Origin of the sequence: Endozoicomonas sp. G2_2, assembly GCF_017744135.1 — a bacterium.
Taxonomy (GTDB): domain Bacteria; phylum Pseudomonadota; class Gammaproteobacteria; order Nevskiales; family Salinisphaeraceae; genus Salinisphaera.
The window spans coordinates 1-17,153 of sequence record NZ_JAGHQU010000025.1; the positions used below are offsets into that span (position 1 = coordinate 1).

The 17,153-nt window shown below is 61.9% G+C and carries 11 protein-coding genes; 9 read left to right on the forward strand and 2 right to left on the reverse strand.

Annotated elements, in window-relative coordinates:
- Positions 1–370 precede the first annotated feature (370 nt).
- The 9 genes from J7355_RS17495 (at position 371) to pelG (ending at position 16,060) form a co-directional block, all read left to right on the forward strand.
- Positions 371–1,378, forward strand: coding sequence for an NAD-dependent epimerase (locus tag J7355_RS17495; RefSeq protein ID WP_209065029.1), 1,008 nt, complete (start codon positions 371–373; stop codon positions 1,376–1,378).
- Between the two features lie 480 nt (positions 1,379–1,858).
- Entirely contained in the window at positions 1,859–2,863 is a 1,005-nt protein-coding gene (locus J7355_RS17500; RefSeq protein WP_209065031.1) for an MraY family glycosyltransferase, read from the forward strand.
- A 737-nt stretch (positions 2,864–3,600) separates the two neighbouring features.
- Positions 3,601–6,474, forward strand: a complete 2,874-nt coding sequence (locus tag J7355_RS17505; protein ID WP_247740076.1) for a bifunctional glycoside hydrolase 114/ polysaccharide deacetylase family protein — start codon at positions 3,601–3,603, stop codon at positions 6,472–6,474.
- Positions 6,464–10,120 carry a tetratricopeptide repeat protein gene (locus tag J7355_RS17510; RefSeq protein ID WP_209065033.1) on the forward strand — a complete coding sequence of 1,219 codons (3,657 nt, stop codon included), beginning with the start codon at positions 6,464–6,466 and terminating at the stop codon, positions 10,118–10,120. Before J7355_RS17505 ends, J7355_RS17510 begins: the two co-directional genes overlap by 11 nt.
- Before the next feature lie 67 nt (positions 10,121–10,187).
- Complete coding sequence (locus tag J7355_RS17515; protein WP_209065035.1) at positions 10,188–10,712, forward strand: hypothetical protein; 525 nt, start codon at positions 10,188–10,190, stop codon at positions 10,710–10,712.
- Positions 10,713–10,753: 41 nt separating this feature from the next.
- The gene (locus J7355_RS17520; protein WP_209065037.1) at positions 10,754–12,118 is read left to right on the forward strand and encodes a PelD GGDEF domain-containing protein; all 1,365 of its coding nucleotides are present in this window, start codon (positions 10,754–10,756) and stop codon (positions 12,116–12,118) included.
- Entirely contained in the window at positions 12,105–13,097 is a 993-nt protein-coding gene (locus tag J7355_RS17525; protein WP_209065039.1) for a HEAT repeat domain-containing protein, read from the forward strand. The genes J7355_RS17520 and J7355_RS17525 overlap by 14 nt, the downstream gene beginning before the upstream one ends.
- Entirely contained in the window at positions 13,094–14,674 is a 1,581-nt protein-coding gene (gene pelF, locus J7355_RS17530; protein ID WP_247740077.1) for a GT4 family glycosyltransferase PelF, read from the forward strand. The genes J7355_RS17525 and pelF overlap by 4 nt, the downstream gene beginning before the upstream one ends.
- A 3-nt stretch (positions 14,675–14,677) precedes the next feature.
- Positions 14,678–16,060 carry an exopolysaccharide Pel transporter PelG gene (gene pelG / locus J7355_RS17535; protein WP_209065041.1) on the forward strand — a complete coding sequence of 461 codons (1,383 nt, stop codon included), beginning with the start codon at positions 14,678–14,680 and terminating at the stop codon, positions 16,058–16,060.
- Between the two features lie 237 nt (positions 16,061–16,297).
- Here the strand turns inward: pelG and J7355_RS17540 are convergent, their stop codons facing one another.
- The gene (locus J7355_RS17540; protein WP_209065042.1) at positions 16,298–16,597 is read right to left on the reverse strand and encodes a ComEA family DNA-binding protein; all 300 of its coding nucleotides are present in this window, start codon (positions 16,595–16,597) and stop codon (positions 16,298–16,300) included.
- Between the two features lie 329 nt (positions 16,598–16,926).
- Positions 16,927–17,153 (reverse strand): hypothetical protein (locus J7355_RS17545; RefSeq protein WP_209065044.1); only part of this gene is annotated, 227 nt, incomplete at its 5' end.

The following is a 17,153-nucleotide window of genomic DNA, read 5'->3' on the forward strand; positions in this document are numbered from 1 at the left end:
TGTCGTTGGCAGGCCATTCGTTACTCCTTTCGTCATTCACGGCTAATGAATTCCAACGAAAGGATAGCGGGTGGCCTGTCACCTTTCCGGCTCAGGCCAATTTACAGAACGAATGGTGCACTCCCCGGCAGGTCCGAGCCGGTCGTGCGCGTTGTGCGTAGCGTCTTGTCCCGCCGATGCTGCGGGAGTTTAGCAAAGGGCGATGATGGGGCTAGCGGCCTCAGCGATGGGGCGCTAGAAGCTTAGGTTGATGCGGGTGAGGCTTTGTTGTTTACGGCCAGCTGTCTAAGCCGACCTACGGAATGGGTGCGCGTTATACTGCGCGGCCTGCGGCGTTGCTCGCTACGCTCAAACCAGTGGTAGATATTGTATGAAGGTACTCGTCACCGGCGCGGCCGGGTTTATCGGTTCGCACGTCGCGCATTCGTTGCTGGATCGTGGCGAGACGGTGGTCGGCGTGGATAACCTTGATCCGTATTACGACCCGTCGCTCAAGCAGGCGCGCCTGGATCGGCTGATCGCGCGGGATGGGTTCGAGTCCGTTCATATGAATATTGCGGATCGCGAGGCGATGCCGGCGCTGTTCGAAGCACATGGTTTCGATGGCGTGGTGCACCTGGCCGCCCAAGCGGGCGTGCGGCATTCCCTGACGCACCCGCACGACTATATCGACAGCAATGTGACCGGCACGTTAAACGTGCTTGAGGGCTGTCGGCATACGAAGGTCGAGCACCTGGTGTATGCGTCGACGAGTTCGGCGTATGGGCTATCGACGGATATGCCGTTCTCCCCACAGGGCACAGCCGATCATCCGGCCGCGATTTATGCGGCGTCCAAACGCGCCACCGAGTTGATGGCGCATTCCTATTCTCATCTGTATGGGTTGCCGACAACCGGGCTGCGGTTCTTCACCGTGTATGGACCGTGGGGTCGGCCGGATATGGCCTTGTTTCTGTTCACGCGCAAGATGCTGGCCGGCGAGTCCATACCGGTATTCAACCACGGGCAGCACCGGCGAGATTTCACCTACGTGGATGATATTGCCGAGGGTGTGGTGCGGATTCTCTACAAGCCCGCCGAGCCGGACCCGGCCTGGTCCAGCGATGCGCCGACGTTGGGCACGAGCTGTGCGCCTTGGCGGATTTACAATATTGGTAACGGCGACCCGGTGCCGCTGATGGATTATATCCAGCGTCTGGAAGAGTGCCTGGGGATCGAGGCGGATAAGGAATTCTTGCCGATGCAGCCCGGCGATATCGAGGCTACGAGTGCCGACGTGTCGGGCCTGTTCGATGCGGTGGACTACCGACCTCAGGTCCGCGTTACCGAGGGCGTTAAGGCTTTCGTCGATTGGTATCGTGATTATTACCGGGTCTGATTAATGGCGCTTAACAGGCATGAGGATTAGCCGAGCGCCTTGGGACCGGCTGCAGCTTTTAGTACGCCGGCAATGCACCGCGAGGTAATTGGCCCTGACTTGATGGGCCGTGGCCGGCGTTTATCGCCGCGAACACGCTGAGCCGTTCGCTAGAAGCCTCTGCACAAGCTCGTTGCGTGCCGGCCCAGCCGATCTGGCATGCGTCTCATCTGTAAAAAAATGCGGCGTTTATAGTGGCGCGAGTCTGCAACCGTTGTAAGATTCACCATACACAGGCGGTCGGCATGGTTCATGCTGCATTCAAGTAGTCGCATGTAGGTTCGCGACCTGAATTCGCAGCGTGCCATGTTTCGGTCATCTGCTGACGCAATACTCTGCGCATGATCGAGTTGGCCTCAAGGTTTTCATGATGGCGGTTCCATGTCGGGTGTACTAATAGCTGTAGTGGCTTTTGTCACGAGTGCAGCCGCTATATTTCTGTTGAAACCGCTGTGCCTCAAGATCGGGCATGTCGATCATCCGGGCGGTCGCAAGGGGCACTCTCTCGCCACGCCGTTGTGCGGCGGGCTCGCGATCGCGAGCACGATCGTGCTGCTGGGCATGGGTCTTGTGCCGTCTCGCCAGTTCGCGGGCTTCGCGTTCGGCATCACGGTGCTTCTCGTGCTCGGCGCGCTGGACGATCGTAAACACGTGCCGGCACCGGTGCGTCTTGCCATGCAGACGCTGGCCGTGGGTGCGGGCATGTGCTTTTTCGGCGAGGTGTATTTGCAGAACCTCGGCTCTCTGACTGGTGGCGCGGACGTCGAACTCGGCGGTCATGCGATCTGGTTCACTATTTTCGCGGCCGTGGGCCTGATCAACGCGGTGAACATGGTGGACGGAATGGACGGCCTCGCAGGTGGATTCGCGGTACTGGTCGTCGGAATCATCCTGTCGCTGGCCGCGGGTACGAGTGCCGTCAACATCGTGCTCCTGTGTCTGACGATTGGCAGCCTTCTCGGCTTTCTGATGTTCAACCTGCGCATGCCGTGGCAGCGCCACGCGCGGATATTCCTGGGTGATGCCGGAAGTCTCGTGCTGGGTTTCATACTCGCCTGGTTCGCCATCCAGGGCGCCCAGGGTCCGGCTGCCGTCATGGACCCGATCACCGCGGTGTGGCTTTTCGGGCTGCCGTTGGTCGATACCGTGTACCTGATGGTTTCGCGTGTTTTCCGCGGCAAGAGCCCATTGGCTGCCGACAGCTATCATTTTCACCACCTGCTCCAGCGCGCAGGGCTAACCCCGGGCTGGGCGCTATATGCATGGCTGGCCGTTGCGGGCTCTTTCATGTCGGCAGGCCTGTTCGCGCAGGCCATGGAGATTAACGAGGGCGCCCGGTTCGTCGCCTTCCTCGCGGTCTTTGCCGTTTACTGCGGCCTCATGAACATGTGCTGGGCGAGGGTTGATTTACACGCCAGGGCGAAAGTGGCGAGATCCAGCAGCTGAGCCATAACTCCGCTTTGCCTTGATCTGGCGGCGCTGACCAGGATTTGAAAGCCTGGTTTGCTCGGTGCCGCTGCGCCTGCGGCCCTTGCGAGTTGGTGGGTCGCGCCGCACCCTTGGCGCGCGCTGTGACCGTGCGACGCTGTGTTAAACGCCGTGGTCAAATCTTCCTAACCGCATTTTTTTTTGTGGTAGATTGGTCGTATATAAGAAGGCGGCGATTGCACGCTGTCGGGGACTGCACAGGGAATTTGAATGGCGCGGCATGCTTGTGCCCGTTCGGCCGTACGTCGCGGCGCCGGGCCCGTTGGATCGCATAGCGTTTACGCTTACAGCAAGCGTCGCGTGCCGCTTCGTCTTTCCCAGCGGCCCGATGAGGCGCGTCGTCGCGCCCGTGGATTGGCGCGCTTCGCCAGCTTTTCGAGCGTCTTCACGCGCGCTGTACCGTTCGCAGGGCGGTGCAGGTGTTCGGCGTCGATCTCGAATCGCGGGCTCGCGCCGAGATATCCAATCCGTGTCAGCTTGTTGGCCAGTGCACGTATTCATGCGGGCAGCCACGCGCTGCCTTGCCGATGTGGTGCAGGCTGTGGGGGTTTGACAATGCCTAGGTTTTTCTCGGGTACCCGTTTTCGTGACCTGTTGCTGCGGGCACGCGCAGTGACGCACCCGCAAACTGCGCGCGTGTCGCTCTCATCGGCGGTGTTGCCTGCGCGTGCCAATACGGTTAAAGGAGCTGGCAGTTGATCATTCTCAGCGCTCGCGTCGCGCGAGCCGGTGTTGCCGTTCGCAAGCGCGCGGCCGCCCGCTTGGCGATGGCCCGACATCTGCTCGCTTTTAGTCTGGTCATGCTGGCTGTGAGTGTTTCGACGTCGGCTCTCGCGGATGTCGATGCGCAGCCCAGCGTCGCATTCTATTACGGGAACGACGTGCCGGTGCAGATGCTCAATCAGTTCGATTGGGCGGTCGTCGAATCCGAGCATGTCAGCGATAAAGAGCTGACGTCGCTGGAGCAGCATGGCACCACGGCGTTTGCCTACGTCAGCTTGGGCGAGGCGGAACACTGGCGCGGTGCCGACGCCGTACCCCAGGCGGCACTCAAGGCGCGCAATGAGAACTGGAGCAGTCAGGCGGCCGATCTGACCCGGGCGGAGTGGGGCGACTACATCGTCAACGACCGTATTCGCCCGTTGTGGCAGGCCGGCTACCGCGCCCTGTTCCTGGACACGCTGGACAGCTACCGCTTGTTCACGACCGACGACGCATCCGCGCAGCAACAGCAGGACGCGCTCGTTGCGCTTATTCGGCGCATACGCAGCGAGTTTCCGGGCGTCAAGCTGCTGCTGAATCGCGGGTTTGAGGTTCTCGATCGAGTCCAGGGCGATATCGTCGGCGTGGCCGCGGAGTCCCTGTATAAATCGTACGATGCGCGTACGCAGAGCTACCGCGACGTGAGCGCAGAAGACTCGCAGTATGTGTTGAATCAGCTCGAACGCGTGCGCGATGACTACGGCCTGCCGGCGATTGCAATCGACTACGTCGCCCCCGCAGACCGCGACGTGGCGCGTGAAACCGCGCGGCGGATCGCCGATGCCGGCATCGTGCCGTGGGTGACCAACGGCGCGATCAATCAGGTCGGTGTGGGCAGCATCGAGCCGATGCCGCGCCGGGTGCTCATCGTCTACGACCCGACGCAGCTCGAATACGGGAACCTGGCTTTCTCAAATGCACATCTTTATGCCGCCATGCCGCTCGAGTATCTCGGGTATGGCGCCGACTATGTGGACGTGAATGGCGCACTGCCGAGCGATTCCCTGGTGGGCCGCTATGCCGGCATCGTGACCTGGTTCAGCGGCGGCGTGTCCAACGGCGGCCGCTATCGGCCCTGGCTTATAGAGCAGATGCGCGAAGGGCTGCACGTGGCCATGCTCGGTGACCCGGGTGTGGATGTCTCGGGTGATCTGGCGGATCTGATGGGCCTTCAGGTCGTGCCGACACTCAACGATGCCCAGGTCGAGATCCTGAGCCACGACGACTTGATCGGCTTTGAAGGTATTCCCAAGCGCGCGGAGACCAATCAGTCCGGTTATTACCAGATCGTCGGCGACGATGTGACGTCGCATCTGCGACTTCGTGACTCGAACGGCTCCGAGTTCGTGCCGATCGCGTCGGGCGACTGGGGCGGCGTGGCGTTGTCGCCGTGGATTCTGCAACAGGGCGGGCTGGACCAACGCCGCTGGATTCTGGATCCGTTCGCGTTCTTCAAGCGCGCGCTCGATCTGCCCGAGATGCCGATACCGGACGCCACCACGGAAAACGGCTCCCGCTACTGGATGACCGAAGTCGACGGCGATGCGTTCATGAACCGCGCGGCGTTCCCGGGCAATCCGTTCACGTCACAGGTGATGCTGGACAAGATCTTTCGCCAGTATCGCGTGCCGACGACCGTGTCGGTTATTCAGGGCGAGACCGGGCCGAACGGCATGTACTCCGAGCTGAGCGACCAGCTTGAATCCATCGCGCGCGAGATCTTTCGGTTGCCGTGGGTCGAGATCGGTACGCATACCTTCAGTCACCCGTTCGACTGGGTCGAGCTGAAAGAGGGCGACCTCGCGGGTCAGGGACGCACTGCCGCTGGTTTTCCCTTCAACATGCCGATCGAGGGCTACCGTTTCTCGCTCGAAAAAGAGGTCGCGGGATCCGCGCGCTATATCAACGAGAACCTCGCGCCGCCAGGCAAAAAAGTGAAAGCCGTGCTGTGGAGCGGCGACGCGCTACCGCCCGAGAAGGCGCTGGCCATCGCCGATGGCCTGGGGCTGGCGAACATCAACGGCGGTAATACGCACGTGATGAAGCACAACCCGACGCTGACCGATGTTTCGGCCATGTTGCGTCCGGTCGGTGACCAATTGCAGGTCTACGCGCCGGTGATCAACGAGAATGTCTATACCAACGACATGACCGGCCCGTACTGGGGTTATCGACGCGTCATCGAGACGTACGAGCTGACCGACATGCCCCGACGGCTGAAGCCGATCGATATCTACTATCACTTCTATTCGGCGGGACGTCCGGCATCGCTGAACGCGCTCAAGGACGTCTACAACTACGCGCGCTCGCAGAACACGGTGCCGGTGTATGCGAGCACCTATAGTCGCATTGCCAGTAACTGGAACGATGTCGGTGTCGCCCGCCGGCTCGATGGCGGCTGGCAAATTACGGGGGCAACGCAGACGCGGACCCTTCGTTTGCCCGCGGCGATGGGCTGGCCCGCGATCGCGCGTTCCGATGGCGTTGCCGGCGTCCGTGACTTGCCACAAGGTCGCTATGTCGCGCTCAGCGGTGCGCCCCGGGTCACCCTCGATACGCAGGGCAGTGAGCCCGCGACCCCGTATGTACGTCGCGCCAATGGCCGGATTACAAACTGGACCCAATCCGGCGACGTGACGACGGTGGAACTCAGTGCCGAAGTGGTGTCGCTGGACGTGGAGCTGGGCGGTGTAAGCGGTTGCCGCGTCAACGCTGCGGGCGCACAACGCTCGGGGGGTGGCAACAGTGTGACCCTGCGTTATCAGGGCAGCACTTCGGGGCCGGTGAGGATCGACTGTGGCCGATAATACCCAAGGTTCGAAAAAGCCCGAGAGCGAGAAACGGGTTCGGTTCATCCGGCCCGTCACGCTGCTGCTCATTGCCGGCGTGCTGGTGTTGGCGCTGGTGCTGCTGTTTCCGGCGCGGCGTTTTCTCACGCTGAGCCACAACCTGGAGCAGCGCGAGGACCCCAGCAGCGTATCCATCAGCTACCTGCAGGAGCTGTTGCGCGCGAATCCCGAAGACGATCAGCTGCGCATGAATCTCGCACGCCAGCTCGCCGCGGCCGGCAATATTCCCCGCGCGCGAGAAGTGTTGTTGCCGCTGGCGGACAGCGGCAACACCGAGACGCGCTGGCTGTACATGCAGGTGACATGGCAGGCCTTCAACGCGCTCGAGGAAGACGATCCCCAGCGCGCTGAGCTGCGCGGCCAGCTCGTCGCACAGATGAATGCGATCGAGGACCGTTCGCTCGGCAACGATCAGCTCGAAACGCTCGCGCAGCGCTGGTTGACCCTGGGTGAGCCGGCGCGCGCCTCCTCGCTGTACGAGCGCCTGGCCGAACAGGACAGCGAACAGTCCTACCAGTGGTATGCGCTGGCCGGGCGGTGGTCGCTTGCTGCGAACGAACCGCAGCGATCTGCACAGGCGTGGCGTTCGGCCTTTGAAGCCACGGACGATCCCGATCGTCGGCGCGACGCGGCTCTTGCCGCTCTCGACGCGGCGCAACAGACGAACGATCGCAGCAGCCTGCGTCTTGCCGAAGGGTTCATCGAGTCCTACCCCGAGGATCCAACATTTCTCGATATCGGCATCGAGATGGCGTTGGCGAACAATCGGCTCGACCTTGCGCAGAAGTGGTCACGGGAATACGTCGCGTTGCGCCCCGACGACGAGAACGGCCTCGAACGCGATGCCCAGATCGCGCTTGCGCGCAATCAGCTCAAGGCCGCGATGGAGGGCCTGCAGCGGCTCGTGGATCGCAATCCGGACAATGAAAACCTGCGCGCGCAGCTCGCTCGGGTTCAGGTTTGGAACGGGCAGAGCGCGGCGGCCTTGGCCAACTACAAGATTCTCGCGCGCCAGCATCCGAATGATGACTACGACAACCAGATCATCGATATCGCGACCGATCTGAACGATCTGTCCGCGGTGCTGGCGGCGCTGAGCCGTATCCAGTCGCGGCACCCGCTCAATCCGAGCCAGCGACGGATGCTCGTCGACGTGCTCAACAGCGAGGGCGATCCGGATCGGGCCATTTCGATGCTGTCGAACTGGGTCCGCGGCGGTTCGATGGATCGCGATCTCTGGGTTCGCCTTGCGACGTTGCAGGAACTCAACGGCGATACGGAATCCGCGCTGGCGACCTGGAACACGATCGGCGAACGCTTCGGGCGTTCTCTGGACGAGACGCAGGCGCGTGGGCGTCTGTTGGCGCGGCAATGGGAGCTCGAACGGGCGCTTGCCGTGCTGCGTTCACTGCCCGAGAAGCCGGGAACCCGCACCGAGGCAGAGCGCTACTACTGGGAGACGCTGGGCGAACTCGCGTGGAACCAGAACGAACTCGTGCCGGCACGCGAGGCTTATTATCAGCTGTATCTCGATCGCCGGCTCGACGAAAACGGCTATCTGCGGCTCGTTCAGAGTGCGGCCGAGACCGACCGTCTGGACCTCGCGATGGACGTCACTCGGACCGATTGGCAGGAGAACCAGCACGCCGAAGTCGTGGTGCTGATGTTGGGCCTGGCCCAGCGCTTCGAGCGCAATGAGCTTTCGCGTGAACTGATCGCCATGTCCGAAACGAGGCCGCAGCTGTTTGCCGACAACGCGGACTACTGGCAGCTGTACGGCGACTACCATTTCGAGCACCGCGAACTCGACAAGGCGCGCGTCGCCTATCTGCGGGCGCTGGCGCTCGAGCCGGGGGATGTGTCGAGCCGCTCGGCGTTGTTGTACACGCTCGCGGAAAGCGGTCGGCACGACGAGCTGGCCCGCTACACGCAAGCCTGGGCCGGTGGGGCGCGCAACGACCCGCGCCAGTGGCCGGTATTCGCCATGGCGTACAGCGAGCTGGGCCAGACGCGCAACGCACTGCCCTGGTTCGACCGTGCGGTCCGCCGCGACAGCGACAACTACCTGCTCGTCCTCGACTATGCCGATGCGCTCGAGCGCGGCCGCCGTTTCGATTCGGCCCGCCGCATGCGCGAGTACGCGCTTGTCGAGCTGCGCCCGCGTTTGATGAGAGACCTTCAGGCGCAAGGCAAGCTTACCCGTACGGAACGCGAACAGAATGCGCGCATCCTCTCGGCCCAGGCGAACATGCTGGGCCCGGAGGGGCGGCGTGCGTGGCTGCGTCGTGCGCTCGATGGACGCAGCGGCGAAGACCTGACGCCGACAGATATCGAGATGCTTCTCGGTTATTACCTGAGCGAGGAAGAGCCGGCCCACTCCCGCTACTGGCTGCTGCAAGCGCATCGGCGCCGAGTGGCCACCGAGGACTGGCAGCAGCTGGCGGTCGCTCTTCAGGCGAACGATCAGGTGGCCATGCAGCGCATCCTTGATGGCTCGCGCGAGGGCGGCGACATCGGTATTGCCGACCGCATCTCGGCACTGCGTCAGCTCGATTATCGCGAGCGCGCACTCGTGCTCGCGCTCAACCACGAACGGCCGAACGAGCCGTACGTCACGGGTATCGACGTGGTGCCGCGCTACGCCGCCGAGCTGTATCAGGAGATGCCGCAGAATTTCGGCACCGAGCTCATCGTGCGCAGTATCAGCGATCTCGACGTCACGTCCGAAAGCGTATTCCTGCGGCTGAGCGGCGAACGCCTGTCGACGCGCGTGGAACTCGGTGCCCGTCAGCTCTCGGCCGAGGACGATCTGGTCGATCTCGACGGGCTGGAAGACGAGCGCTTCGCGAGTGTCGAACTCAACTGGCGTGAACGCCGGGGGATGACCACGGTACGCGTGGGCGCTGTCTCGACCGATTCCGAAGACACGGCGCAATTCGGCCTGCGCCAGGAATGGCAGGTCAAGAGCAACGTGACGGCCGCGGTGTTCCTCGACTACAACAGCCTGGCCGACGAGACAGGACAGCTGCGCGCGCTGGGCCTGCGCGACGATATCGGCATCGGGCTGGACTGGGTGCTCACGGCCCGCGACAGTGTCTCGCTGCAGGCCGAGTATTCGCAGTTCCACTCGCGCGAAGAGCGCAATGACCTGGGCGACGGCTACAGCGTCGAGGCCTCCTATCAGCACTCGCTGATGGTCGGCCCGACCCACCAGGTGCAGGTGCGTGGTTTTGCGAATACGCAGCAGAACTTCCTGGAAGACGACCTGCCTTCGGATATGGCCGCGCGATTGCCCGCGGGCACGGAGCTCGACGATGTCGTGCCCACCCGCTACACCTTCGTGGGCGCGGGGATCTCCTTCGCGCGCGGGATTCCGGGCGAGGAGTATCCCGTGGTCGCATCGCCGCGCTATCGCTTCGATCTCGATGCGGGGTACGTCATGCCGGATAATGATTTCGGGATCGGCGCGAATTTCGCGATCGGTACACGAATTCTGGGCAGCGACGAGCTCAGCCTGAACTTCGGGGTCGATCAGACCGGCAGCAACACCCAGGACAATTCGTACTCGGGTTCCATCAAATACCAGTATTTCCTAGGGCGCTAGCGCCCTAGCGAACCAGAGCACCGCAACGCTCATCATCGTCCAACGTAGGCAGGGAGAAACCACAGTCATGAAACGCACGACCTTCATCGCAAGCCTTTTCGCGCTTGCCCTCATCACGCTGTCCGGCTGTGCCGTCACCGACGTGCATCGCAGCCAGCAGCTCGACGCCAACGCGCGATGGGCGCTGCTGCCGATCGCCAACTACGCGGAAACGCCGCAGGCCGGTGAGCGCGCGGAAGCGATTCTGACCACGCTGCTGCACCAGCAGGGCGTCAGCCAGTTGACGCCGGCCCCACGGACCAACAACGGCGGTCTGCCCGAGTTCGACCAGGCCGCGGCGCTCGACCAGGCCGTCACCTGGGCCCGCAATCAGGGGTATCGCTACGGCGTGACCGGCGCGGTCGAGGAGTGGCAGTACAAGACCGGCCTCGACGGGGAACCGGCGGTCGGCATCAGTCTCCGCGTGATCGACGTGAACACGGGTGCCACGGTGTGGAGCGCGTCTGGCTCGAAGGCGGGCTGGGGCTACGCCACGGTCAGCGGTACCGCGCAGCAGCTGATGAGCGGTCTCGTCGGCGACATGCCGCTTTGAATCGGCCTCGCGTTTAGCCGGGACAGCACGAAAGGTTGCCTATGGTCACCCAGATCGAAGATGTGAATTACCAGGTGCCGCCCATGTGGGTGCGCATACTGGAGACAGTCGTGATCACGCTGCTCGTTCCGGCAGCCGGGTGGCTGTTCAACCCGCAGGACCCGCTGTTCTACGACAGCCCGTTCTCGTGGCTGGTCGTGGGCCCGCTGCTGGCGGGTTTGCGCTACGGCTTTCTGTTCGGTTTTGCCAGTGCGTTGTTCACGGTGGCGATCATGGTGGTCGCGTCGAGCGCCGGCTGGGCGGTCACGGATCTGCCGGTGCAGTACGCCATCGGCGTGTTGCTCACCGGCATGGTCGCGGGTGAGTTCACCGACATCTGGCGTCGTCGTCTGACCCAGATGAAGATCATCAACGACTATCAGGGCACGCGCCTCGATGAATTCGTGCGCAATTTCCACGTGCTGCGCGTGTCGCACGATCAACTCGCCGAACGTCTGGCGGCTAACCCGCACAACCTGCGTGACGTGCTGCAGGCGCTGGCCGAGCGGTTCGACGTCGTCGAAGCCGGTGACGATATTCTCACCGAACGTGCGGCCGACCTGCTGAGTTTCGTGGCCCACGAAGGCCGCGTCGAGCAGGGCGCCTTGTACATCGTTGACGAGAAAGAGCGCGTCGCGAAGGAACCTGCCTCGTTCATCGGCGGGTATCCGTCGGATGTGGATATTGCCGATCACCCGATGGTCAAGGCCTGTTTCGAGCATCGGAGCATGATCAGCCTGCGCAGCGAAATGGAAGAGGAGCTCCAGAATCGGAGCCAGTCGCTACTTGCCGTGATTCCGCTGATCGACGTAAACGACCGGATATGGGCGCTGGTGACGGTGACCGAAATGCCGTTCGTGGAGTTTCAGCGCGGCAACCTGCATCTTCTGTCGGTGCTCGGCGGCAATCTGGGCGATATCATCACCGAAGCCTACGAACGCACCCCGGCGGATTCCGAGCTCGCGCGCTTCCAGTTCGAGCAGCGTCTCAAGCGTTGGACGCAATACGCCTCGCGTTACAAGCTCAGCTCCCTGCTGATCGCTTACGAGATTCCGGGGCATATCCGCGATATCAGCGTCGAGTCCCTGTCGGATCTGGTCTACGAGCAGCTGCGCGCGCTCGATTTCGCCTGGACGACCGAGGTCGGCCCGGACACACGGGTGATCTACGTGCTCATGCCGCTGACGCCGGAGCGCGGTGCGGGCGCATATCGCGAGCGCATGACCATGCTGCTCAACGAGCGCTTCGGTGTGGATGTCGCCAACAGCGGGCTCGTATTCCACCAGCGCGCGATCGACGGCAAGCAGTCGGCGTCGAACTTGCTGGCCGGTATTCGTCGGCAGGCGGAACAGCATGCGTCTGCTTAGCCTGATCTTCATTCCGCTCGGGCTGCTGATCGAGCTGCTCGCGGCGTGGGTGTTTATCGCCGGCTGGCATGGGCCGGTCGGATTGACGACCATTTTGTTCGTGCATCTGATCGGCTGCGCGGTGCTGATCGTCGGCGTCTATCTTGCCCTGCCGCCGAACTACAAACGGCCCGTCGGCGGCGGATTCGCTTTTCTCGCGACCGCCGCGGTATTCGCGCCGCCGCTGGGCGCGCTCGGTCTGGTGCTCAGCATGTTGCCGGGGCTTTACTTCGCCTACCGGGAAAAGCCCGAGGAATGGGATGCGCTGGCGATTCCGGATCTGCCATTCCAGCCCGTGACCGTGAACCCTAACGATGTGTTCATGCGTGACGGCCTGTCGTCGGTGCTCATGCATTTCGACGATCGCAACCGCCGCCAGCAGGCGATTCTGGCCTGTCGGCACCTGCCGCGTCGCGATGCCGTGCCGATTCTACGGTCCGGTCTCAGCGATTCGGCCGACGAGGTTCGGCTGCTCGCCTACGCCATGCTCAACTCGATCGAGCGCGACCTGGAAAGTCAGCTCAATGCGGTACGGGACGCGATCGTGGCCAATGGGGATCGCGACGGCGAGCTGCACGAAGAGCGTGCGATGCTGTTCTGGGAGTTTTCCTATCTGCAGCTGGCCAAGGGCAGCGTCGAGGAACTCATGCTCACCAAGGCGCGCGATGCGATCGATACCGCCATCGAAGCGCAGGCGACCGCCCAGCGCTGGCTGATGCGGGCGCGTATCTGTCTCGAGCTCAAGAATTATGACGACGCCGAAAGTGCGCTCCGACACGCGGAACGGCTCGGGCTATCGCCGGACGACGCCGCGCCGCGGTGGGCCGAACTCGCGTTCAATCGCGGTGATTTCCAGGACGTGGCGCCGGCACTGCAGCGCATGAGTAAACGTGCGGCCAACAACCCGGTCATGCGGCCGGTAACGGAGTACTGGTTATGAAATGGCCGACGCTCAAACCCAATGATCCCCCGGCGGATGTGACGCTGCTGCTCGAAGGCACCTATCCGATGGTGCGCGGTGGCGTGGCGAGCTGGGTCGAGCAGATGATTCGCGGCCTGCCGCATCGCCGGTTTGCGATCGTCTTCATGGGCGGCAGCGAGGCGGCATACGACGGCATTCTCTACGACAAGCCCGACAACGTCGTCCATCTCGAATGCCATTACCTGATGGACGCGGGGCGCGACGTCGATGAGCCGCGTCAGTTCGAGGGCAACCGCAAGGCGTTCGCGGCAAGCGATGCGCTGCACCAGTATTTCAAGGACCCCGGCGCCTCGGACCCGAACCGGCAACTGTGTGAAGTCGCCCAGTTGCTCGGCAAGCGCGGCAATCTGTCACACGAGGATTTCCTCTATAGCCGACAGGCCTGGGAACAAATCGTCGACTATTACCGCAAGTACTGCACGGACCCGTCGTTTCTCGACTATTTCTGGTCGGTGCGGAATATGCATTCGCCGCTTTTCCTGCTCGCGCGTATTGCCCGCAATCTGCCGCCGAGCCGATGCCTGCATTCGATTTCGACAGGCTATGCGGGCTTTCTCGGCGCGCTCGCGCGACACATGCACGATATTCCGTTCATCGTTACCGAGCACGGTATCTATACCAAGGAACGCCAGATCGATCTCACCGAAGCCGAGTGGATCAAGACCTACGACGACGTGCTCACCCACGGTTTTCGGCACGATGTCAGCTATATCCGCCGTCTGTGGATCCGTTTCTTCGACGGGATCGGGCGGCTCACGTACTCGGCAGCGAACCCGATTACGACCCTCTACGAAGGCAACCGGGAGCGCCAGATCATCGACGGCGCGCCGGCCGAATACACCCGTGTCATTCCGAACGGCATCAAGATCGGCCGGTTTGCGCCGCTGCGCGAGCAGACACGCGACAACACCGCGCCGATTATCGCGCTGATCGGGCGCGTCGCGCCCATCAAGGAAATCAAGACCTTCGTGCGCGCAATGCGTATCGTCGCGACGCGTCTGCCCGGCGCGCAGGGGTGGATCGTCGGGCCCGAGTCGGAAGACCCGGAATACGCACAGGAATGTCGCGATCTCGCCGAACAGCTCGATCTCAACGGCACCGTCCAGTTCCGCGGATTCCAGAAGACCGAGGACGTCCTCTCGCAGATCCGTGTCGCAACGCTGACCTCGATCAGCGAAGCGCAACCGCTTGTCGCCCTCGAGGCGATGGCTTCCGGTATTCCCGTGGTGTGTACGGATGTCGGCTCCTGCTACGAGATCGTGCACGGGCATCCCAAGGCGCATCTGACCACGCTGGCGACGCCGCCCGATCCGGCCAATGCCGCGGGACGCATCGTGCCGATCGCGGACCCCGGCGCGACGGCGGCCGCGATCCTCGATCTGCTCACGGACCGCGAGGCGTGGATGTCCGCGCGTGACGTCGGGATTGCACGTGTCGACAGCCAGTATTCCGAGCAACTGATGCTCGAACGTTATGAACACCTCTATACGGAAGTGACCGAGGGGTCGCGACCGGTAGCCGCCGCAGGGGAATAGGGCATGGCCGGTATCGGTTTCGAACTGCGCAAGCTGCTGCGCAAGGACAGCTACTTCGGACTGCTGCGCGCCTACGGTTATGCCGGCATCATCAGCTCCGGACCCTGGGTGCTGTCGATTCTGGTCATCATGGCCATCGGGCTGCTTGCGCTCGGTCTGCTGCCGGATCGGTCCGACCAGATCTGGCAGTTTCTGGTATCCGTGACCTATCTGGTCGCGGCGTCACTGTGTCTCTCGGGGCTGGCACAGCTCATATTCACGCGTTTTGTGGCCGACCGCCTGTTCGAGCAGAAGCACGGTATCATCCTGCCGAACCTGCTCGGACTGCTCACCGTCATGAACCTGCTTGCCGCCGCAGTAGGCCTGACGGTTCTGCTCACACTGTTCGGCGGCACGCCGCTGTTGTACCAGGTCGAGATGTTCGTCGGTTTCGTGCTGCTCACCAACATCTGGTGCATCACGGTGTTCATCACCGGCATGAAGGCCTACCGCCAGGTGCTCTGGGCTTTTTTCATTGGCTATTCGGTCACGTTCATTCTCGGCATGGCACTGCGACGGTACGACCTCGAAGGGTTGCTCGGCGGTTTCGTGATCGGGCAGGGCATACTCTGTTATATCCTGCTGTTTCTCGTGTTGCGGTATTACCCCGGCGACCGTATCGCCGCCTTCGACCTGCGGCGCGCGAATCTCACCTTCCGGTCGCTGATCTTTACCGGGCTGTTCTACAACCTCGGCATCTGGGCCGACAAGTTCTTGTTCTGGTACAACCCGGCGACGTCCGAACACGTTATCGGGCCGCTACGCGCATCGCCGATCTACGATTTCCCCATCTTCCTGGCGTATCTGTCGATCGTGCCCGGCATGGCCGTGTTCCTGATTCGCATGGAAACCGATTTCGCCGAGCGTTACGACGCCTACTACAACGCCGTGCGCGAAGGCGATACGCTCAGCCATATCGAGCTGCGACTCGACCGCATGGTCGAGACCGTTCGCCAGGGCGTATACGACATCTTCAAGATCCAGGGCATCACGGTGGTTGCGCTGCTTCTCGTCGCGCCATCGTTGATCGACTGGCTCGGCTTTTCGCCGTACTACGTGCCGCTGTTCAATATCGACATCGTCGCCGTGGGCATCCAGGTGCTCTTCATGGCGATTCTCAATGTCCTGCTGTATCTGGACAAGCTGAAGATCGTGCTTGTGCTCTGCCTGCTCTTCTTCGTTTCAAATGTGCTGCTTACGCTGCTCAGCATGTATCTCGGTGCGATCTTCTACGGCTACGGCTTTGCAGTCTCGCTGATCATCTCGTCGCTGGCCGGCCTCGCCATGCTCGACCGCGAATTTCAGAGCCTGACGTACCAGACGTTCATGCTGCAGCGGCAGAGCTGACGCGCTTGTAGGTCGGTTTGTAGTGATACGGCGGGGAGAGGTTCGTAATTGCTAACATAGAACTCATAAGGCTACGAACGTAGACGCGTCCTATATCGAGCAGGTGTAGCGCATATAATCAGAGGCTGTCCTTTCTTGGGCCGCCCAAAAGAAAACCGGCTTTGCTATGCGCAAAGCCGGTTTTCGAGTCTTTAATGAATAGTAGATCAGGCTTGGTTCAAAGGCCTCGTGCCAGATTTAGCTCCCCGAGCTTTCGCTGTCCATGGTATCTGCATCGTCAGCGCCTTCGACTACTGCCTCACCCCGCAGGGATTCGACAGTTTTGTCGCCGATACCGCTTACACGTGCCAGTTCGTCGACGGAGTCGTAGGCACCGTTCTCTTCCCGGTCCTTGACGATTGCAGCCGCCTTGGCCGGGCCGATATTCGGCAAATCGGTCAGCGCTTCGGCGCTCGCCGTATTGATATTGACCGCGGCGAGTACGGTGCCGGCATACAGGAACAGTGCAACGGCGAGGATAGGTAGTAGTCTTTTCATTTTATATCTCCTATTTTGCGTTAGTCGCACTAATCGGTATCGGCGATCTTCGGCAAGACTTAACGGGAAATTATTTGCAGATTAATCGTGGGGCCCTGTAGCCGAGATCTAGCTAGAAAATATGCGGATAGGGTCGCGGACGCAGGCTTTACCCGGCGTCCGCGTCTGGTGGCAGTGTCCTTCGCGATACGATCGGGCGATTGTTGTTCTTGGGCAAATTATGGCCTTGCTCCAGTCGCTGGTTACACCATCAACCTCGCGTTCATGGCGAACCACTTTTTCCTGGGGCTGGGAACATCCCTTTCTGCAGAAACCCTTCAGGCGAACCTTCAATCTGAGATCGACACGGTATTCGAACCGGAGAGATTCGGGTTTGGCGGGGCAGGCATGTTGTGAATACTCGCGTGTGCCAAAACCCGCTCGGAGGCGGGATTAAGCAACATTCTTTCTGTAAAAACGCGATCCTGACGTTGGCGTAATCGTTCTATTCGCTGTCGTCCTCGCTCATATTCAGATAGCGTCGCCCCGTCTGCCAGTCCTGCGAGATCTCCATGGC